The sequence below is a fragment of the Ferrimonas sp. YFM genome (assembly GCF_030296015.1).
In the GTDB taxonomy this organism is placed as follows: Bacteria; Pseudomonadota; Gammaproteobacteria; order Enterobacterales; family Shewanellaceae; genus Ferrimonas.
Genome location: NZ_AP027368.1, coordinates 1,166,812 through 1,186,434, shown reverse-complemented (window position 1 = coordinate 1,186,434; position 19,623 = coordinate 1,166,812). Strand labels below are relative to the sequence as shown.

The following is a 19,623-nucleotide window of genomic DNA, read 5'->3' as shown; positions in this document are numbered from 1 at the left end:
CCTATCGCAGTGAATTGAAGAGTGTATCGAAGGTTTCCTTGGCCACGGTCATCACCCGTGCCGAGGCCTGATAAGCCTGCTGGAAACGCATCATATTGGCCGCTTCCTCATCCAGGTTTACCCCGGATTCGGACTCCACCCGGTTCTGTGCCTGATCGAACACCGCCTGAGCCGAGGTTCTGGCCACCTCCTGGGCGGCCGCCTGGCTGCCCACTTCGGTGATGATCCCCTGGAAGGTGTCCGCCAGGGTGGACTTGCCACCGTCCTGGAGTTTGAGATTGGGAATGTTGCCCATGGCCACCGCGTTGGCGTTGTCTCCCACCGCAAAGTCCATGTTCAGCTTGAAGCTGCTGGTGGCGGTGGTGTTGTCCTCAATCTTCACCGAAAACCCGAGGGCGGAGATGGTGTCGCCGGTATAGACGCCATTGGCAAGGGCATTGCCGTCCTTATCGGTCATGGTGTAGGTGTTCTGCCCTGGAGGGGTAGAGGTCGGATCGTTGGGGGTGATCGACAGGTTCACCTCCCCTGCAGGAAACGCCGGATTGGTCCTGTCCACGGAGACCAGGGTGGCTTCACCGTCACCTGCGGTGGTTTCCTTGGTGTAGCCGGCGGCCGCCAGGGCACGGGGGTTATCAATCTGCAGGCTGAGGCCTTTGGCCGCATTGGCCGTGGGCATCAGTGCCCATTTATCGCCAGCCACTGGCGCACCACCACTGGTGTCCTGAATGATGCTGAAGCCTTCGGCGGAAACGAATCGGTTGGCATTGGCTGGATCCGCGGTCAGGGTGCTGGTTTTGCCGTACTCATCAGTCATCTGATAGTTGGCTCCATCCCACACCAGGGTGTATTTGCCCCCGGTGAGCGCACCGACGTCATCAATGTTCACCCCGACCTCGGTACCCCCGGCGTTGCTGCCGGAGCTGGCGCTGCGACCGATGGACATCTCCAGGCTGTTGATGTCGGCAAACAGATTCTGACCCACGTTACCGTCCAGGTCGAACCCATTAGCCTGGGCTTTGTTCATGGCATCCGCCAGCCCCAGAGCCATCTTGCCCAGATCCCGCTCTGCCGGCAGCAAAACGTTGTCACGGTAATCCATCAACGCCTGAAGCTGCCCGCCCACATCACGGCCATCCAGAGTGATCTTGTTCTGACCGGTGTCGACGGTGTAGCGCAGCTCATGACGCACCGGGTCACCGTCGGTGGTGCCAAGCTCCAGCTGATTAGGGCCGGACACCAGCATGGCGGCGCCGCCCATCATGACGCTCTTTACGCCACTGTCCTGTTCAATGACGTTCACCTGAACGTAGTCACTGAGCTCAGAGATCAGCTTGGACTGATAGTCCAGCAGCTGCAGATCCTTGCCTTCCACCTTCATCAGCTGGGCGTTGATGTCCGCCAGCTCGGTGGTGATGGCGTTCACCCGATCCACGGTGACCAAAACCTGTTCGTTGGTCTGACGCAGTTGAGAGGTCAGGCCTTCGGCGACGGTATCGAACGCCCCCTCCAGCTGGCCCAGGGACACCAGTACGTTGTCCCTGGCACTCAGATCATTGGGTATGTCCGCCATGTTGTTGATCGCTTTGAAGGCGTTGTTCATGGACTCAGGGATGGCGTCACCGGATACGGAGAACACCTGGTTGAGTTCATCCGCCTTGCGCCAGGACATGTTGGCGTAGGAGAGCTGACTGGTCGCCAGGTTCAGCTCCCGAGTCGCGTAGCTGTTGTAGATGCGCTTGACGTCTGCCACGTAGGAGCCGGTACCCACAAAGCTGCCGGCCATGAACAGCGACTCTGAGGTGCGCTGTTCCGCCACCTGGCGGGAGTACCCTTCGGTGCCGACGTTGGCGATGTTATTCGAGGTGACCTGCAGCTGCTTCTGGGCGCTCATGACGCCGGAGCGGCCAATGTTCATCAAGTCTGCCATTATTTACTCCCTTGAGAGGAGGACGCCGCCCCCTCCATCAAACGCTTCATCACCTTCAGTACCTTGTCCGCATACTGAGGATCGGTGGCATAGCCAGCCTGCTGCAAACCACGGATAAACCCTTCGTCGTTGCCCGCATCCAGCGCGTCCTGATAACGCGGCCGGCGAACAAAATCGACGAAGTCCTGAAAACTCTGTTGGATGTTGTCATACACCCTGAATTCGGAGCGCCTTTTGACCGGCACCCCCTGCTCTACCTCGAGGGCATTGATCTTGACGCTGTCGCCCTGCCAGCTGCTGCCCGCCTTGATGTTGAACAGGTTATGGCTGCTGCCCTCTTTGGAGGGGAGGACCTTGCGGCCCCAGCCGGTCTCCAGGGCCGACTGGGCCACCAGCAGCTCAGGGCTGACCCCCAGCTCCTTGGCGGCCCGGCGTGCCTCCGGCATCAGGCTGTTCACGAAGCTCTGTGGCGAGGAGAAGTCCACCGGATTGATGGCTGAAGCCAGAGGCGGACGCGGGGCATCCTGGGCCAGGTCATTGACCGGCTCATCGACTGCAACGTCCGTTGTGGGCACAGGGTTGGCCGCAGAGGCCAGGGGGGCATGAGGTGCGATGGCGCTGTTGGAGCCACGCAGCACCGAGGCCGGCGTCAGGTTCTCGTCACCGCCGAGCTGGGCCACGATGAGATCCGCCAGCCCCAGGGTGCCCTTGCCCGCCAGTTCACTGACCAGTTGCTGGTCCTGCATGTCCCGGTAGAAGTTGGTGGTCTGGCTGTTAAACGGCGAATCGGTCTCGAAGGCGGCATTGGCGCTGCGCATCTCCTTGAGCATCATCCCGAGGAAGATCCCCTCAAACTGCAGCGCCACCTCCTCCAGGGAAGCGTCCGGGTCCGCCTGGGCCTTCTGCCTCAGGTCGTCCATGGCCGCCAGGTCCAGGTAGTGCTGATTCTGCTGCTTCAAAGGATCCATGTTGCCGCCTAGATGATGATCAGCTCGCCGCGCAGGGCGCCGGCCTGAGACAGGGCTTCGAGAATGGCCATCAGATCCGAGGGGGCCGCGCCCACCTGGTTCACCGCCCGCACCAGTTCATCCAGGGTCACGCCGGGATCAAACTTGAACATGCGCCGGGCCGACTCGTTGACGCCGATGCTGCTCACCGGGTTGTTCACTGTGTTGCCACCCGCCAGCATGCCGGGCTGAGAGGTGTTGAAGGCTTCGCTGATGGTCACCGTCAGGCCGCCATGGGTAATGGCTGCCGGCAGGAGGCGCACCTCACTGCCCACCACTATGGTGCCGGTACGGCTGTTGACGATCACCTTGGCCGATTCTTCCGCCGGCTCCACGTTGAGGTTCTCCAGGGTGGCCAGGTAGGCCACACGCTGGGAGCGGTCCCGGGGGGCAGACACCTGGATGGAGGTGGCATCCTGGGCCCGGGCCACACCAGGTCCCAGCAGGCCATTGATGGTGTCGGCCACCCGCTTGGCGGTGGAGAAGTCCGGGCGATGCAGGTTGAAGGTGAGGAAGTCGCCGTTGGCAAAGGGGCTGGGCACGCTGCGCTCGACGATGGCGCCGTTGGGAATGCGGCCCACGGTCGGGGTGTTCTGAATCACCTTGGAGCCATCGGCGCCTTCGGCAGAGAAGCCGGAGACCACCAGGCTGCCCTGGGCCAGGGCGTACACCTTGCCGTCGGCACCTTTTAAGAAGGTCTGAATCAGGGTGCCACCACGCAGGCTCTTGGCACTGCCCACGGAGGAGACGGTGACGTCGATCTGCTGACCGGGCTTGATAAAGGGAGGCAGGGTGGCGTGCACCGCCACCGCCGCCACGTTCTTGGTCTTGGGACGGGTGCCGGGCGGCAAGTTGATGCCGAAGTTGGAGAGCATGGTGGCAAAGCTCTGCTCGGTGAACTGCCCCTTCTCACCGGTGCCGGGCAGACCCACCACCAGACCATAGCCGATCAATTGGTTGTCGCGGACACCCTGAACATCGGTGATGTCCTTCAGACGCATCGCCTGAGCCGGCAAGGCCAGAACCAGGGCCATGAGTACGGCAAAGAGTCTCATCCTAGTCGTCTCCTAGAAGGGCCACAGGGGACCGTTGAAGAAGGCGGCCAGCCAGCCGGTCTTCTGGGATTCTGCGAAGGTGCCGGTGCCGCTGTACTGGATGCGGGCGTTGGCGACGCGGGTGGACTCCACGGTGTTGTCCGGCTTGATGTCCCTGGGGCGAATCAGGCCGGTCAGGCGGATGTACTCTTCACCGTCGTTGATGGTGATCCACTTTTCACCGCGAATCACCAGGTTGCCGTTGGCCAGTACCTGCAGCACGTTCACCGAGATGGAGCCATTGAGGCTGTTGCTCTGGTCCGCGTCCGCCTCTTTAGAGAGATCCAGTTTCTCTTTGTAGTTGAGATCCAGGGTCTGGCCGTTGATGGTGACCGGACCGCCGCCTGCGGTGATGGGATCGAGGGACATGGAGTTGTCCTTCTTCATCTCGTTGGTGGCGCTCTTCTTGGCCTTGGTGGCCTCCACCAGCTCGACGGTGATCACATCACCGACCCTGTGAGCCTTGATGTCGGAATAGAGCTCGTTGGCGTAGGCATCCTGATAGATGGAACCGGTGTTGACCACCTGGGTAGGGGGCAGCTCGGGGTAAACCGGAGCGTAGTAGGGATCATCCGGAATCGGGGCCCCTGGTGAGGTGCACCCCACCAGGGTGATCAGGCTGGCTGCGGCTATCCAGTGTCTCATCTAAGGCTCCTTAGAGTTGCTGGTTCAGGTTGGCCAGCATCTGATCCACGGTGGAGATCACCTTGGAGTTCATCTCATACACCCGCTGGGCTTCGATCATGTTCACCAGCTCCTCGGTCACGTTGACGTTGGAGGTTTCCAGAGCACCCTGACGGATGGAACCCAGACCATCCAGGCCGGGTACGCCGGCGATGGGCGCACCACTGGCGCCGGTCTCCAGGAACAGGTTTTGACCTATGGGCTCCAGGCCACTGGCGTTGACGAAGTTGGAGATCTCAATCTGGCCCACCACCACGTTGGCCGCCTGGCCGGGCACCCGCACCGACACCTCACCCTCGGAGGAGACTGTCACGGACTGGGCGTCTTCCGGGATGACGATGCCTGGGTCCAGCACATAACCGGAACCCGGGGTCACCATCTGCCCCTCCTCGTCCAGAGTGAACTGGCCGTTGCGGGAGTAGGCCTGGGTACCGTCAGGCATCTGAATCTGGAAGAAGCCCGGGCCGTCGATCATCAGGTCCAGGCTGTTGTTGGTGGTTTCCATGTTGCCCTGGGAGAAGATGCGCTGAGTGGCCGCCACCTTGGTGCCGGCGCCCAGGGTCAGGCCGTTGGGCAGCTCGGTATTCTGGGCGCTGATGCCCCCGGCCTGGTTGATGGTTTGATAGAGCAGGTCCTCAAACACGGCGCGGCTCTTCTTAAAGCCCACGGTGCTGGCGTTAGCCAGGTTGTTTGAGATGTTGGAGATTTCAGTCTGCTGAGCGTCCAGGCCTGTTTTACTGATCCAAAGTGCCGGTTGCATACTCTTTACCCTTTAAATGTCCGTTACACCCGCAACAGTTTTGCGGCTGACCTGTCGTTCTCTTCGGCGGTTTTCATCATCTTCAGCTGCATGTCGAATTGACGCTGCATCTCGATCATTCCCACCAGTTCATGTACCGGGCTGACGTTGCTGCCCTCGATGGCACCCGCCACCAGCTCCACCTCTGCATCGGCCAGGTAGGCTTCGCCGCCAAGGGCACGGAACAAGCCATCTTCGCCCTTGGTCAGAGTATTGATTTCTGGGTTGACCATCTGAAGCTGGTCCACCTCTTCCATGGCGTTGGCCGGTGCGCCCTGGGGACGCACTGTGATGATGCCGTTGGTGGCGATCTCCACCTTCTCCACCGGCAGTGGCAGGAAGATGGGCCCGGCGGCCCCCATGATGGGGCGGCCTTGAGCGTTGGTGAGCATGCCCCCTTCGTCGACCTTCAGAGAGCCGGCACGGGTCAGGGCTTCGTTGCCCTGCTCATCCTCGACCACAAACCAGCCTTCACCCTTGATGGCCACATCCAGGCTGCGACCCGTGGTCTTCAGGCTGCCGGCATCAAAGTTGCTGGCCGGGCGCTCGGTCATGGCAAACACCCGGGTGGGCAACCCCTCACCGAACGCCTGCATGCTGCGGGCCTGGTGCAGATCCGCCTTGAAACCGTCGGTGCGGGCGTTGGCCAGGTTGTTGGCATGCACACCCAGGGCGTACATGTTCTGGCTGGCGCCTGACGCGGCGATATAAAGCATCTTGTCCAAAGGTGACTCCACAGTCGGCAATGACGTTAATTACCCAGGGTAAATGCAATAGCTGTGCCAGAAACGAAAAGTGCGGCGATTGGGCGGTTCAGGGGGGATTCAGAATTGGGGAAGGGGCAACGAGGGGAAAGGGGTTGCCGCCCCCGGCAGGGGCGGCAATCCAGGCTTAGCGGATCTGCAGGATGTTCTGCTGCAGCTGGTTGGCGATATCCAGGGCACGGGAGTTGGCCTGGAAGTTACGCTGAGCGCTGATCAGGTCCACCAGCTCAGTGGTCAGGTCGGTGTTGGACTGCTCCAAGGCCGCCGAGTTGATGGCGCCGAAGGTGCCGGTGTTGGGCTCACCCAACAGCGCCTCACCGGACGCCTGGCTCTGTTTCCAGGAGGTGTTGCCCTGCTGAGTCAGGCCCTGCTCATTGGCAAAACGCGCCAGAGCCACCTTGCCCAGGGGCACTTCGGTACCATTGGAGTAGGTGGCGCTGATCAGGCCATCGGCCGCCACTTCCACGTTGGTCAGTCGACCCACGGTGGAACCGTCCTGCTTCAGCTTGGTCACCTCAAACTTGGAGGCGTACTGAGTGGGGTTGTCCATGCGGATCTCAACCCGCTGAGTGCCATCGGCGCCCGGGCCAATCACACCGGCACCCGTGGTACCCAGAGCCACGGTCTGGATCATGGTGGGGTTGGTGTTCAGGAAGTTACCTGTGTCGTCGAAGCTCACCACGGCGGCGGTATGACCGGCGGCATTCTGAGCGGCAATACCTGCGGTATCGGCCACGCCGTCACCGTTGGTGTCCTGGTCCCAGGTACCGTTGGTGGTGGCGCCGGCGGCGTCACCGATGTTCACCGGCTTGTCGTCCATGGTGAAGAAGGTCAGCCACTGGTTGTTGTTGTTCAAAGCGCCGCCCGGAGGCTTAACGAAGTACTGGGTCATGATGTGCGGCTCACCCAGTGAGTCGTACACGGTCACCGAGGTGGCGTTGTTGTAGGTGGTGGGATCCGTGGGATCGAAGTTGGCCGGATCATGGGTGATGTCGCCGGCATTGACGTTCACCGAGACGTCCACAACACCGGTCATCTGAGGCTGACCCGCCGTCTGGGGAATCTGCACCGGCTGGGTGGTGGAGAGGCTGACGGAGGAAACCGAGCCGTCGTCATTCACCGGCAGAGCCATCAGGTAGTTGCCCTGGGAGTCCACCATGAAGTTGTCGTCGTTCAGCTTGAACGCACCGGCGCGGGTGTAGTTGTAGTCCTGGGAGCCGAACTCAGAGATGGTGACGAACATGCCGTTACCATTGATGGCCAGGTCCAGGGCGTTGTTGGTGAACTGCAAGGAGCCCTGGTGGAACTGCTGGGCCACCTGAGAGGTCGCCACACCGCTGCCCACATTGGTCTTGCTGTTGGTGAACAGGGAGTTGGAATAAACGTCGGCAAACTCGGCGCGAGACTCTTTAAAGCCAATGGTGTTCACGTTGGCAATGTTGTTCGACGTGGTATCCAGGTCCTTCTGCGCGGCATTCAGACCGCTGAGTGAGATATTGAATGACATGCTCGTTCCTCGTTAAGAGCCTTCTGCGACCGCCAATACGTCAGACAGCTTAACGCCGCCGACACCGCGCAGATTCAGGACTGTATCGTAGTTGGCACCGCCCAGGGTCACGCTGCTGACGTGGCCATAGGTGAACACCGGTAGAGTATCGGTCTTGCCGCCAACCAGGGCCTCAGCGGTAAAGCTGTAGGTGCCCTCCGGCAAAGCGTCGCCGTCGGCATTTTTGCCGTCCCAGCTGAAGTCGACGTTGCCGCCATTGCCCACAGGCACCTCGAAGGTGCGGACAATCTGCCCAGCCCCATCCTTCACCTTCATGGTCATGTTCTGCGCCCCGGCCGGGGTGGAGATCACACCGGTGATCGGGCTGGCGCCGTCCGAAACCGCCTTGTCTGATGGGATCAGCACCTTCTGACCTACCAGACTGCTGGCCTCGAGGGCCTGGCTGGAGTTCATCACGGTGTTCATGTTCTTGATCTCATCGTTCAAGGAGTTGATCCCATCAACGGTGGCAAAGGAGGACATCTGAGAGATCATCTGATCGTTGTCCACCGGCTTGAAGGGATCCTGCATGGACAACTGCTGAGACAGCAGGGAGAAAAAGTCTTCCTGAGTCAGAGCCTGGTTGTTGTCCTTGGCTGTGGGAGTCGCTTCTTGCTGCCACTTGAGGGAGTTTAAGTAACTGTTGTCGATGGTATTACTCATCCAGTCCCCCTTTATTTACCAAGTCTGAGAGTTTGCTTGGCCAGGTTCTTGGCGGCGTCAGCCACCTCGACGTTGGCCTGATAACTGCGGGATGCGGAGATCATGTTGGCCATCTCCTCCACCACGTTGACGTTGGGCTTGAAGATGTAGCCCTCCTCGTTCGCCATGGGGTGATCCGGGGCGTACTCCTGGATCAGCGGCTTGTTGCTCTCCACAATGCCGGCCACGCTGACGCCACCCAGGGCTTCCAGCTCCTTCTTGATGCCGGCACCATGAGGCCCATGCTGATGGGTGACGAACTCCTGGAGGCGGGCGGCAAACACCGGCTCACGGGCACGGTAGGTGTCGCCAGAGCTGCTGGAGACGCTGTTGGCGTTGGCCACGTTACTGGCAGTGGTGTTCAGGCGCACGTTCTGCGCCATCATGCCGCTGCCGGCGATATCGAGAATATTAAACAGGCTCATGGTTATTCACCCCGCAGCGCTTTGCGCATTCCCTGGAACTTGCTCCCGAGAAACTCGAGGGTCATCTGCTGCTCCAGGTTGTTCTGCATGAAGTTATTGCGTTCGATGTTGACATCCACGGTGTTGCCGTCGCCGGTATCCGGCTGCAGCGGCACCCGGTAGGCCAGGCCGCCAATGGGCTCTCTGCCGATTTTGAAGTGCTCTTCGTGGGTCTTGGACATGGAGATGCCGCCCTGGGCCGTTTTCGCCTGGCTCAGGGCCTGTTCGAAGTCCACGTCCTGGGCCTTGTAGCCAGGGGTGTCAGCGTTGGCAATGTTGTTGGCCAGCACTTCGGCACGCTGGGAACGGATCCCCAGGGTGTGTTGATGAATGCCCAGTGCTTTATCGAACGAGATGGCCATCTTTGCCTCCTAAACGCAGTCTTGCCCTAGAAAAGCAAAAGGCGTGCCATTGGCACGCCTTTGTCGATAAAAAGAGAGGCTATCGCTTTCTATGTATGATTCCAGCAGGGAATCTGAGCATTTCGAACTGGTCGGTGAGACCGGCAAGAGACTCGGAGGCCCCCAGCACCAGGTAGCCACCCGGGTTGAGGGCGGCAGCAAATTGCCGCAGGATCTTGCCCTTGTCCTCCGCCGAGAAGTAGATGAGTACGTTACGGCAAAAGATCACGTCGAACTTGCCCAGCAGGGCATAGCTGTCCAACAGGTTGAGCTGACGGAAATTGACCATGCGACGCACGTCATCCCGCACCTTCATCCCCTTGGGCGAAGGCTGGAAGAACAGGCGACGACGCTCCGGCGACAGACCCCGGGTCAGGGCCAGCTCGTCATACTCACCGGCCTTGGCCTGGTCCAGGATCTGGGTGGACAGGTCGGTGGCCATGATGTCCACCCCGTTCATCAGCATCCCGGGGCGCTTCTGCCGGGTCTCATGGACCACCATGGCCATGGAGTAAGGCTCCTGGCCTGAGGAGCAGGCACTGGACCAGATGCGGATGGACCGCCCCAGTTTGGCCAGTTCAGGCAGAAGTTCGTCCGCCAGCAACTGATAGGGGTAGGTATCACGGAACCAGAAGGTTTCGTTGGTGGTCATCGCCTCGACGACGGCGGTTCTGAGTTTGCTCTGCTCAGGACGCATCGATTGCTTCACCAGGTCGGACAGGCTGTCCAGACCGAAGGATTTCATCAACGGACTTAGGCGGCTACGTACCAGATATTGCTTGTTGTCCCCCAGCACGATGCCGCACTGCTTCTGCAGGAAGGCGGCAAAGGTCTGGTATTCCGTAGGAGCTAAGGTTTTGGTTGGCACCGAATCAGGCCTCTTTCAGGTAGCGATCGATCGCTCCTGCCAATTCATCAGGATTAAACTTGGCGATGAAGTCGTCTGCACCCACTTTCTTCACCATGGCTTGGTTGAACACTCCACTGAGGGAGGTGTGCAGGATCACCTTCAGAGAGGTGAGTTTGGGATTGTCACGAATGGAGGCGGTCAGGGTGTAACCGTCCATCTCCGGCATCTCAATGTCGGAGATGATACCACCAAACACCTCGGAGATATCCTCTTTGTCCTTCACCAGATCTTCCAGCTTGCGCAGAGCCTCCAGGCCGTCTTTGGCCAGCTCGATCTCCAGTCCCAGAGGTTCCAGGGCGCGCACCACCTGCTTGCGGGCAACGGAGGAGTCATCCACCACCATGATGCGACGCTTGCGCTCAGAGATGGGGCTGAGGTTGGCGGCCACGTCATCGCTGATGTCGGTTTTGGCCGGGGTGATCTCATCGAGAATCTTCTCGACATCGAGGATCTCCACCAGTTCACCGTTGATCTCGGTCACCGCGGTCAGGTAGTTGCTGCGACCACTGCCCTGCGGCGGTGGCATGACGGAATCCCAGTTGAGATTCACAATGCGCTCGACACCCGCCACCAGGAAGCCCTGGACGGAGCGGTTGTACTCACTGATGATGATGAAGCTGTTCTCCACATCCTGAGTCGGACGGCCACCCACGGCGGCAGACATGTCGATGACGGAGATGGTCTGACCGCGGATGTGGGCCACACCCCGGACCAGATTGTTCAGGCGAGGCAGGCTGGTCAGCTTCGGACACTGCAGAACCTCCCGCACCTTGAATACGTTAATCCCAAAGGTCTGCCGGCCATTAAGCCGGAATAGGAGAAGCTCGAGGCGGTTCTGCCCGACCAGCTGGGTGCGCTGGTTCACCGAGTCTAAGATGCTAGCCATTGGTGGAGTCCTTATTAAAGCTGAAACAAAGGCACAGATATTGCTGCACACCCAACCGACAAATTGTTGGCACCGGAACTTTTGATATGATGCTGCTGCGTTGTATCAATTTCCCCAAGCGTGTTCAAGTATAGGTTATCTGGTCGGTGGTTAATTTCCATGAAGCTGTATGCATTCTTACTCTCCCTGCTCTTTAGTGTGTCGGCACTGGGCGAAACTTCTTTAGACATGATTGAAGAGGCCGCTTCCCAGTATGTCCTCGACATGGTAGAGGTGCCGGAAGGGGCGCGAATTAAGGTGACCGCCAGTGAATTGGACAAACGTCGCCACTTCGAAAACTGTGACACGCCCCTGCAGGCTCAGGCCCCGGCTGTCAAGGGAAACACTCGCTATCTGACCGTCAAGGTCAGTTGCGACTCACCTCAGCCCTGGCTGGTGTATGTGCCGGTGCAGGTCGCCATTGAGTACCCGGTGCTGGTGGCCAGAATGGCCCTGGGGCCAGACACCCTGCTGGACGAGTCCATGGTGGAGCTGAGGTACGTCAATAATAACAGTCTGAGGGGGAACCATTTCAGCTCACCTGATGAGCTGAATGGTGCCAGACTAAAAAGGCGAGCGGGGGCGGGTCAGGTGATCACCAAGCGCAACGTCTGTCTGGTGTGCAAAGGGGATCCGGTGACCATCGAAGCCAATAATGACCACCTCTCCATTCGCACCTCAGGCACCGCCATGAGCAGCGGTTCCATGGGTGACGCCATCCGGGTGCAGAACAGCCGGTCGCGCAGAATGGTGGACGCCTACGTCACTGGCATTGGCCATGTGCGGGTGAAAATGTAAAAATTACCCTAAAGCTTCTGGCCGCGCGGCCGATACCAGTGTCAGAAGAGCCCAAATACACAGCGACGGAGCCACATTATGGCTATCGACATCAACAAACTGAGCAGCGGTACCGCAGGCCTGCAACCGGCCCGGCGGGCGGTGACCCAACAAAGCAAGCCCGAAGGGAGCAGTGCTCAGGCTGCCGCCAAGGGGGATGAGGTGAAGCTGACCCAGGAAGCCCAGCAACTGCAACGGGCGGAGAAGGTGATGCAGGAAACCCCTGAGGTCAACAGCTCCAAGGTGGAAGCCCTGAAGCAGGCGATCTCCGAAGGTCGTTACCACGTTGACCCGGACAAGCTGGCTGCCAACCTCTCCCGCTTCGAGAGTGAACTGACCGGTGAGTGAGTCCGGCATTCACGCCTTGATTGGCGCTCAGCAGGAGCGCCTGTCTAACCTGCTTCAACTGTTGGAGCAGGAAACCGAGGCGTTGCTTGAGCGGGATGCGGACAAGATCGAATCTCTGCTCAAACAGAAACTGGCGCAGCTGGATAAGATTGCCGGCGGCGACAAGGAGCTGGAATCACACCCGCAGGTGGCTGACATCAAGTCGGACCCACAGGCGATGGCCGGGGTAACCCGCTGCCGTGAGATCCTGGCGGAGTGTCAGGTGAAAAACCAGCACAATAATCAGCTGGCCGACCAGTTTCTGGCCAGCCTGGGGCGTCTGCAGCAGCTGCTCAACGCCACCCGGAACCCCAATGCCCTGACCTACAATCAGGAGGGCACCACCACCACAGGTGGACGCCTGGGCAAGGTGATCAAGGCGTAACCCACGAACGCCCACAAAAAAGCCGGCCTAACCGCCGGCTTTTTTATTGTTCATCCCGCTCAGCGCCTATGGGCCTGAGCCCGCACCATGTCCATGGGCTGCCAGCGGGTATAGCTGGAACCTGGCATCAGGGTGCCCACCGCCTGCTCAAGTTGCACCTGCTGAATCACCAGGATGTCTTCGGAGTCCGGGTCGCGGTTCCACCACCCCTGCTCGCCCTGCTGCCGGTTCTGCAATGAGACCCTGTCCCCGACCCGGACACCGTGACGGCTGCCCAGATTGATGGTGACCCGCTCCTGATCCACAGACAGCACCCGTCCATGCAGGGGACGGCAATGCAGGGTGCCGTCGATGTCCTGAGCCATGGCCACCACCTGCTGACGGATCTGTCTGCCATAGTCGCTGTTCCAGAAATGGCTGGAGCCCAACTCCACCGCATCGCTGCGCTTGAAGGGCCAGTCCCCCTGAGTCCGGTAGCGCTTGTGCCAGATCATCTGACCGGTGAGGCCATCATAGATGTTGAGGTTGGCACCAAAATAGCGGTTACGGTCATCTTCGAACCATCCCAGGGTGGTTTCATGGGGATCCAGAGTCAGATCATCGATGGAGATGGCCACCACATACTGGCTGTTGTCGTCCCGGCTCATCTCCCTGGCCCACTGATCACCGTAGTCCTGATTCAACTGACCAAAGCTGACACTGATGTCGCTGCGCTCATGGGCGAACAGAGAGGTGGCTTCCCCATTGATGGTGTTGGCCAGCAGCCGGGTCAGCGCCGCATCAAACTCGTAGAGGCTGCCCGGCACCAGGTGCTGACGGTGCACCACATCGGCCCGGGGCAGAGTCAGGGCGAAACGAAAGCCGGCACCGGCACACTGATTGCCCACGGCGCGCACGTCCGCCCTCAGGGTCACCTCCAGGATGCCGTCGCTGATGGACTCAGACAGCAATTGGTATTCGCCGATCTGGGTCAGTTCCGTGGCCGGCCCCAACACACCATTGACCATGATCTCGCCCTGGCCTGACTTGGCCAGCGCGTTGCGGATCGCCTCCTCCCGCGCCTTGGTCAGGTCATCGTTACCTATGGGGGCGCTGCCACTCAGGGTCAGCCACTGGGCCGAAACCTGTGCCGCCATCAGGCAGGCACTGAGCAGAGCCAGGTGTAGGGGTTTAGACATCGCGTTACCGTCCTCAATGCAGTTGGCGTAAATAATGCAATGAATGTGCCTACATTTGCCACTAAAGCGCCGGGCTTTTTGGCCGATATGATACAGAGAACCGTGAATGCCCAAGCCACTGGAGATAGCGATGAAAAAGGCCATAGGCGTCCTGTGCCTGCTTTTGGGGGGCTGTGCCACCCCTCCGGCAGAACCGCCGCCACAATACAGCGTGAGCGGCAAAGGTTTGCCGCACAGCAGTGCCGTAATCCACCTGGCCCAGCGCATCGCCGAAGATCTTGAACGCAATCACGACCTGCCGGACAAAACCAAACTGATCGCAGTCACCACCCCGGTGTGGCTGGACGAACTGGAGAGCAGTGGCCGGCTTGCCCTGCAACTGGGCGACGGCCTGGTCGGCGCCCTGCACCAGCGGGGATTCAATCTGGTGGAGCTGAACAGCAGCCAGCAGATTCGCGTCTCCAAGCAGGGCAACCTGATCCTCAGCCGGGACTACGAGCGGCTGCAAGCCAGCCTGCCGGTGAGCCAGGTGCTGATCGCCACCCTGAGCCGGGACAGCAGTGGGGTGATCATCAACAGCCGCCTGGTGGACATCGCCAATAACAGGGTGGCGTCCACCTCCCAGGCGTTTCTGCCCTGGCAGGAGTCATCCGGTTATCTGGAGCAGAGCAACAGCATCACGGAACAGGGAGGCCTGCTCTATCGACAGGAGCAGCCAGGAAGAACACCGGTGAGGGAGGTAAACCCATGAAACGACTCGCAGCGGCCGCGCTGATTTTCCTGGCCGGGTGTCAGAACAACGCCTATGTAGAGTACGAGCCTGTTCCCCCCCAGGAGTTTCCCATACTCACCGCCAAGGGGATCGCCCCCATCTCAGCCCAGCTGGGGGACAACCGAGACCTGAAAGTGCAGCAGGCGATGCGGGCGGCCAAGCTGGACGCCTACCGGGAACTGGCGGAGCAGATCTATGGCGTGAGAGTGTCGGGCACAGGCCGGATGGATCAGCAGCTGCTGCAGAGCGACCAGTTTCAGACCCAGGTGGACGGCCTGGTGCGGGGCGCCGAGGTGGTTCGCATCTATCCTGTGGGTGACAACTATGTTGCGGAGCTGAAGCTGGACTATAAAAAGGTGTGGCAGCTGTATCAGCAGGCACCGAGGCAAAGAATCAAAAACGTGATCTATTACTGATAAATTGGCGCACAGCGCCTTATTAGTGAATAAAACTGAAAAGCGGAGGCCGGTGCCTCCGCTTTTTTGTGAGCCAGATCCGATTCGCCCTCAGCGGCGATCCAACCTGTGCCACTCTCCGTTGTCCAGTTTGTTAAAAACTCGTCGGAGCAGTTGGGCCATATTCAGGTAGCGAGCTCGGGCTCCCAGCGGGGCGATCTGCTCCCCCGCCTCCAGCATGCGTGAACGCAAATCATCACACCAGGCCACCAGAGGCCGTGGCAGCAATTGCTGGGAACGCCACCCCAACCAGTACAGGCCCTGAAGGGGCAGACTCAGCAGGAACAGGGTACTGGCGATGATCTGAGGCAGGCTCTCTGGCCCCAGCCACTGAAGCTGAAACCACAGGCAAAACACCGCCACCGGAGGCATGACCCGGATGGCCAGTTCAGTGGCTTTTATCACCCTGTACTCGGGAAACAGGGGGGCCAGCTGAACCGCTCTGGGCCACTGTTTCATGTAGTGATTGCCACATCTCAGTGTTTCAAAAAAGGTCATGCTTCACTCTCCTTTATACAACGGGAGACGGATCACAGATTCGTTAAGTGTATCACGTCCTGATTCCGCTTCTTCAGAAAAGTATGGGTAAAATGGTCATACCTTTCTAGGAAGATGGTTGAATTTCGGCCCGTTAGGGGACCCGAAAATGCGACACAGGTCGCAGATACAGCGGGTCTATACTGTAACTTCTTACCATCTTCGGTCGTTATCGACTTAACCGCCCCAGGGCGCAGTCGGTTGTACGCAAGTAAATCACTTAGGTGTATGAATAATGAGCAAACTTGTTCTCGTTCTTAACTGCGGTAGCTCCTCCCTGAAATTCGCCGTAATCGATGCAACTAACGGTGACGAGCACCTGTCCGGTCTGGCAGAGTGCTTCAACCTCGAAGATGCCCGCATCAAGTGGAAGCTGGATGGCAACAAGGGCGAAGCGCCCCTGGGTGCCGGTGCCGCCCACTCTGAGGCTCTGGACTACATCGTTGGTACCATCCTGGCCAGCAAGCCTGAAATGGCTGAGCAGCTGGTTGCCATTGGTCACCGCATCGTTCACGGTGGCGAGAAGTACACCAAGTCCATGCTGATCACCGATGACGTTCTGGCCGGCATCGAAGAGTGCGCCTCTCTGGCTCCTCTGCACAACCCCGCTCACCTGATCGGTATCCGCGCTGCCCAGGCTGCCTTCGCTGCCCTGCCTCAGGTTGCCGTATTCGACACCGCTTTCCACCAGACCATGCCTAAGGTGGCCTACAGCTACGCCATCCCTCAGAAGCTGTACCGTGAGCACGGCATCCGTCGCTACGGCATGCACGGCACCAGCCACCTGTTCGTATCCGGCGAAGCCGCCAAGGTACTGGGCAAAGAGGTTGCCGACACCAACGTTATCACCTGCCACCTGGGCAACGGCGGTTCCGTAACCGCAGTTCGCAACGGTCAGAGTGTTGACACCTCCATGGGCCTGACTCCTCTGGAAGGTCTGGTAATGGGTACCCGCTCCGGTGACCTGGATCCAGCCATCATCTTCCACCTGGTCAACAACCTGGGTTACACCCTGGATCAGGTAAACAACATGCTGAACAAAGAGTCCGGCCTGATGGGTCTGTCCGAGAAGACCAACGACTGCCGCGGCATCGAAGAGGGTCACGCTGAGGGCGACGCTGGCTGCACCCTGGCCCTGGAAGTGTTCTGCTACCGCCTGGCCAAGTACGTGGCTTCCTACACCGTGCCTCTGAAGCGCGTTGACGCCATCGTCTTCACCGGCGGCATCGGTGAAAACTCCATGCTGATCCGTGAAACCGTTCTGAACAACCTGGCCATCTTCGGTTACGAAGTGGACGCCGAGAAGAACGCTGCTGCCCGCTTCGGCAACGACGGCATCATCACCAAAGACGGCTCTCCCGTTGCTATGGTTATCCCAACCAACGAAGAGTTTGTTATCGCCAGCGATTCTCTGGCTCTGATCTCCTGATCCAATGAAGTACACTGAGCCACGCAAGTGGCTCAGTCCTTTTTAAGAGGTATTTTATGTCTCGCTCTATCATGTTGATTCCGGTAGGCACAGGCGTCGGCCTGACCTCCATCAGCCTGGGTATGGTCCGCGCCCTGGAACGCCAGGGTGTCAAGGTCAACTTCTACAAGCCTGTTGCACAGCAACGCCCCGGCGACACCGGCCCAGAACGCTCCTCCACCATTCTCTCCACCTCCCCCACCATCAATCCACCAGAGCCCTACTCCATGGATCACGCCCAGCAGCGCATCAGCGCCGGCGAGACCGACGTGCTTCTGGAAGAGATTGTTGCCCGGGTGAAGTCTGGCGATGAAGGTACCGAGGTGCTGATCGTTGAAGGTCTGGTGCCTACCCGCAGCCACCCCTTCGCCAACACCCTGAACAGCAAGACCGCCAAGACCCTGGATTCCGACATCGTGTTCGTGATCAACCCAGGTGCCGACAGCGCGGCCCAGGTGCAGAAGCGCCTGGAGATCATCCTCGATGAGTTCGGTGGTAAGAAGAACAAGCGTATCCTGGGTGCCATCATCAACAAGATTGGCGCACCTGTGGATGAGCGTGGCCGTGCCCGCCCTGACCTGTCTGAAGTGTTCGAGCACGATCAGGTTGTTCGCGGTGACCACGCCGACATCTTCCAGCTGTCCGCCAACTCCCCGATCCCAATTCTGGGTGCGGTACCGTACAACCTGGACCTGGTTTCCCCACGTGCCTCCGATCTGGCCAAGCACCTGGGTGCCCGCCTGATCAACGCCGGTGAGATGCACTCCCGTCGTCTGCGTCGCGTGAGCTTCTGTACCCGTGCCATCCCCAACATGGTGAACCACCTGCAAGCGGACACCCTGCTGGTGACCTCCGGCGACCGTTCCGACATCGTGGTTTCTGCCTGTCTGGCTGCCATGAACGGCACCAAGATTGGTGCCCTGATGCTGACCGGCGGTTATGAGCTGGAGCAGCAGGTTCAGGATCTGTGCGCTCAGGCGTTCGACACCGGCCTGCCGGTAATGATGGTCGACACCAACACCTGGCAGACCGCCCTGAACATCCAGAACTTCAACCACGAAGTGCCTGTTGATGACTCTGCCCGTATCGAACTGCTGCAGGACTACGTTGCCGGCCACATCGATCGCAAGTTCATCGAGAACATGGCCAGCGATTCCAAGCGCGAAAACCTGCTGTCTCCAGCCGCCTTCCGCTACCAGCTGACCGAGTTTGCCCGTCGCGCCAACAAGCGCATCGTGCTGCCTGAAGGTGACGAGCCCCGTACCGTTAAGGCTGCCGCCATCTGTGCCGAGCGTGGCATCGCCAAGTGTGTGCTGGTGGGTAACCCTGAAGAGGTTCGCCGTGTGGCTGCCCAGCAGGGCGTGACCCTGGGCGACGGCATCGAGATCGTGGATCCCGAGACCGCCCGCGAGCGTTACGTTGCTCCTATGTGCGAGCTGCGTAAGAGCAAGGGCCTGACCGAAGTGGTTGCCCGCGAGCAGCTGTCCGACAACGTGGTACTGGGTACCATGATGCTGGCCGAAGATCAGGTAGACGGCCTGGTATCTGGCGCGGTTCACACCACCGCCAACACCATCCGCCCACCTCTGCAGCTGATCAAGACCGCACCTGGCGCCTCCCTGGTGTCCTCAGTGTTCTTCATGCTGCTGCCTGACCAGGTTCTGGTGTACGGTGACTGTGCCATCAACCCGGATCCGAACGCCGAGCAGCTGGCTGAGATTGCCATCCAGTCCGCCGACTCCGCCAAGGCCTTCGGCATCGAGCCTCGCGTTGCGATGATCTCCTACTCCACCGGCAGCTCCGGCCAGGGTGCTGACGTAGAGAAGGTTCGCGAAGCCACTCGCATCGCTCAGGAGAAGCGTCCTGACCTGATGATCGACGGCCCTCTGCAGTACGACGCGGCCATCATGCCGAACGTGGCTGCTTCCAAGGCCCCTGACAGCCCAGTAGCCGGTAAAGCCACCGTGTTCGTCTTCCCAGACCTGAACACTGGTAACACCACCTACAAGGCGGTTCAGCGTTCTGCAGACCTGATCTCCATCGGTCCTATGCTGCAGGGCATGCGCAAGCCTGTGAACGACCTGTCCCGTGGCGCCCTGGTGGAAGACATTGTCTACACCATCGCCCTGACCGCCATCCAGGCCGACGCATAAGCCGAAACTCAGGTTTCGATAAGAAGCTGCCCCCAGGGGCAGCTTTTTTTATGTTTGCTCTCCAATGAAGCCCATATTCTCCCCACTTCACAACGCCTTTTTGTCAAATAGGATCCAGTGAGCTTTTTCACAGTATCTGCCCCGGAGTTCGCAGGGGAAGGGTTCATTTTTTCCGACCAGATCAAAGTTTTTGCGATTTGCTGGAGCAAATTCAAAATAATCCAGCGA

At 59.6% G+C, this 19,623-nt stretch carries 21 protein-coding genes; 7 read left to right on the top strand and 14 right to left on the bottom strand.

Features of this window, described 5'->3' with window-relative positions; genetic code table 11:
• Nucleotide 1: 1 nt before the first annotated feature.
• The 12 genes from flgK to QUE41_RS05630 all read right to left on the bottom strand — a co-directional run bounded on the left by flgK (nucleotide 2) and on the right by QUE41_RS05630 (nucleotide 11,184).
• On the bottom strand, nucleotides 2–1,927 hold the full coding sequence (gene flgK, locus QUE41_RS05685) for a flagellar hook-associated protein FlgK (protein WP_286341921.1): 1,926 nt from the start codon (nucleotides 1,925–1,927) through the stop codon (nucleotides 2–4).
• Nucleotides 1,927–2,895: a flagellar assembly peptidoglycan hydrolase FlgJ gene (gene flgJ / locus QUE41_RS05680; protein ID WP_286341920.1), complete on the bottom strand. Its 969-nt coding sequence runs from the start codon at nucleotides 2,893–2,895 to the stop codon at nucleotides 1,927–1,929. The genes flgK and flgJ overlap by 1 nt, the downstream gene beginning before the upstream one ends.
• 8 nt (nucleotides 2,896–2,903) lie before the next feature.
• Complete coding sequence (locus tag QUE41_RS05675; RefSeq protein ID WP_286341919.1) at nucleotides 2,904–3,989, bottom strand: flagellar basal body P-ring protein FlgI; 1,086 nt, start codon at nucleotides 3,987–3,989, stop codon at nucleotides 2,904–2,906.
• Nucleotides 3,990–4,001: 12 nt separating this feature from the next.
• The gene (gene flgH / locus QUE41_RS05670; RefSeq protein ID WP_286341918.1) at nucleotides 4,002–4,673 is read right to left on the bottom strand and encodes a flagellar basal body L-ring protein FlgH; all 672 of its coding nucleotides are present in this window, start codon (nucleotides 4,671–4,673) and stop codon (nucleotides 4,002–4,004) included.
• A gap of 10 nt (nucleotides 4,674–4,683) precedes the next feature.
• Complete coding sequence (flgG, locus tag QUE41_RS05665; protein ID WP_028110201.1) at nucleotides 4,684–5,472, bottom strand: flagellar basal-body rod protein FlgG; 789 nt, start codon at nucleotides 5,470–5,472, stop codon at nucleotides 4,684–4,686.
• 23 nt (nucleotides 5,473–5,495) lie between these two features.
• Nucleotides 5,496–6,236 carry a flagellar basal-body rod protein FlgF gene (gene flgF, locus QUE41_RS05660; RefSeq protein WP_286341917.1) on the bottom strand — a complete coding sequence of 247 codons (741 nt, stop codon included), beginning with the start codon at nucleotides 6,234–6,236 and terminating at the stop codon, nucleotides 5,496–5,498.
• A 166-nt stretch (nucleotides 6,237–6,402) separates the two neighbouring features.
• Nucleotides 6,403–7,782: a flagellar hook protein FlgE gene (gene flgE / locus QUE41_RS05655; protein ID WP_286341916.1), complete on the bottom strand. Its 1,380-nt coding sequence runs from the start codon at nucleotides 7,780–7,782 to the stop codon at nucleotides 6,403–6,405.
• A gap of 12 nt (nucleotides 7,783–7,794) precedes the next feature.
• Nucleotides 7,795–8,484 (bottom strand): flagellar hook assembly protein FlgD, encoded by a 690-nt coding sequence (locus QUE41_RS05650; RefSeq protein ID WP_286341915.1) that lies wholly within the window; start codon nucleotides 8,482–8,484, stop codon nucleotides 7,795–7,797.
• A gap of 11 nt (nucleotides 8,485–8,495) precedes the next feature.
• Complete coding sequence (gene flgC, locus QUE41_RS05645) at nucleotides 8,496–8,948, bottom strand: flagellar basal body rod protein FlgC (RefSeq protein ID WP_286341914.1); 453 nt, start codon at nucleotides 8,946–8,948, stop codon at nucleotides 8,496–8,498.
• A 2-nt stretch (nucleotides 8,949–8,950) separates the two neighbouring features.
• Nucleotides 8,951–9,349 carry a flagellar basal body rod protein FlgB gene (flgB, locus tag QUE41_RS05640; RefSeq protein WP_286341913.1) on the bottom strand — a complete coding sequence of 133 codons (399 nt, stop codon included), beginning with the start codon at nucleotides 9,347–9,349 and terminating at the stop codon, nucleotides 8,951–8,953.
• 79 nt (nucleotides 9,350–9,428) lie between these two features.
• Complete coding sequence (locus QUE41_RS05635; protein WP_286341912.1) at nucleotides 9,429–10,256, bottom strand: CheR family methyltransferase; 828 nt, start codon at nucleotides 10,254–10,256, stop codon at nucleotides 9,429–9,431.
• Nucleotides 10,257–10,260: 4 nt separating this feature from the next.
• Nucleotides 10,261–11,184: a chemotaxis protein CheV gene (locus QUE41_RS05630; protein ID WP_286341911.1), complete on the bottom strand. Its 924-nt coding sequence runs from the start codon at nucleotides 11,182–11,184 to the stop codon at nucleotides 10,261–10,263.
• Nucleotides 11,185–11,343: 159 nt separating this feature from the next.
• On the opposite strand from QUE41_RS05630, the gene flgA reads away from it, so the two are divergent.
• From flgA to flgN, 3 genes are all read left to right on the top strand, one after another.
• Nucleotides 11,344–12,021 (top strand): flagellar basal body P-ring formation chaperone FlgA, encoded by a 678-nt coding sequence (gene flgA, locus QUE41_RS05625; protein ID WP_286341910.1) that lies wholly within the window; start codon nucleotides 11,344–11,346, stop codon nucleotides 12,019–12,021.
• Nucleotides 12,022–12,099: 78 nt separating this feature from the next.
• The gene (gene flgM / locus QUE41_RS05620; RefSeq protein ID WP_028110209.1) at nucleotides 12,100–12,408 is read left to right on the top strand and encodes a flagellar biosynthesis anti-sigma factor FlgM; all 309 of its coding nucleotides are present in this window, start codon (nucleotides 12,100–12,102) and stop codon (nucleotides 12,406–12,408) included.
• Nucleotides 12,401–12,832: a flagellar protein FlgN gene (gene flgN, locus QUE41_RS05615; RefSeq protein WP_286341909.1), complete on the top strand. Its 432-nt coding sequence runs from the start codon at nucleotides 12,401–12,403 to the stop codon at nucleotides 12,830–12,832. Before flgM ends, flgN begins: the two co-directional genes overlap by 8 nt.
• A 59-nt stretch (nucleotides 12,833–12,891) precedes the next feature.
• On the opposite strand, the gene QUE41_RS05610 is transcribed toward flgN, so the two are convergent.
• Entirely contained in the window at nucleotides 12,892–14,010 is a 1,119-nt protein-coding gene (locus QUE41_RS05610; protein WP_286341908.1) for a flagellar assembly protein T N-terminal domain-containing protein, read from the bottom strand.
• A gap of 130 nt (nucleotides 14,011–14,140) precedes the next feature.
• On the opposite strand from QUE41_RS05610, the gene QUE41_RS05605 reads away from it, so the two are divergent.
• Nucleotides 14,141–14,761 (top strand): FlgO family outer membrane protein, encoded by a 621-nt coding sequence (locus tag QUE41_RS05605; RefSeq protein ID WP_286341907.1) that lies wholly within the window; start codon nucleotides 14,141–14,143, stop codon nucleotides 14,759–14,761.
• Complete coding sequence (locus QUE41_RS05600; protein WP_286341906.1) at nucleotides 14,758–15,198, top strand: LPP20 family lipoprotein; 441 nt, start codon at nucleotides 14,758–14,760, stop codon at nucleotides 15,196–15,198. The genes QUE41_RS05605 and QUE41_RS05600 overlap by 4 nt, the downstream gene beginning before the upstream one ends.
• Before the next feature lie 90 nt (nucleotides 15,199–15,288).
• Here the strand turns inward: QUE41_RS05600 and yfbV are convergent, their stop codons facing one another.
• On the bottom strand, nucleotides 15,289–15,735 hold the full coding sequence (gene yfbV / locus QUE41_RS05595; protein ID WP_286341905.1) for a terminus macrodomain insulation protein YfbV: 447 nt from the start codon (nucleotides 15,733–15,735) through the stop codon (nucleotides 15,289–15,291).
• Nucleotides 15,736–16,006: 271 nt separating this feature from the next.
• Here yfbV and QUE41_RS05590 point away from each other — a divergent pair, with 271 nt between their 5' ends.
• Both QUE41_RS05590 and pta read left to right on the top strand, forming a co-directional pair.
• A complete protein-coding gene (locus QUE41_RS05590) occupies nucleotides 16,007–17,203 on the top strand; it encodes an acetate kinase (RefSeq protein WP_286342915.1) in 1,197 nt (398 codons plus the stop codon).
• A 56-nt stretch (nucleotides 17,204–17,259) separates the two neighbouring features.
• Nucleotides 17,260–19,395 (top strand): phosphate acetyltransferase, encoded by a 2,136-nt coding sequence (pta, locus tag QUE41_RS05585; protein ID WP_286341904.1) that lies wholly within the window; start codon nucleotides 17,260–17,262, stop codon nucleotides 19,393–19,395.
• Nucleotides 19,396–19,623: the final 228 nt, after the last annotated feature.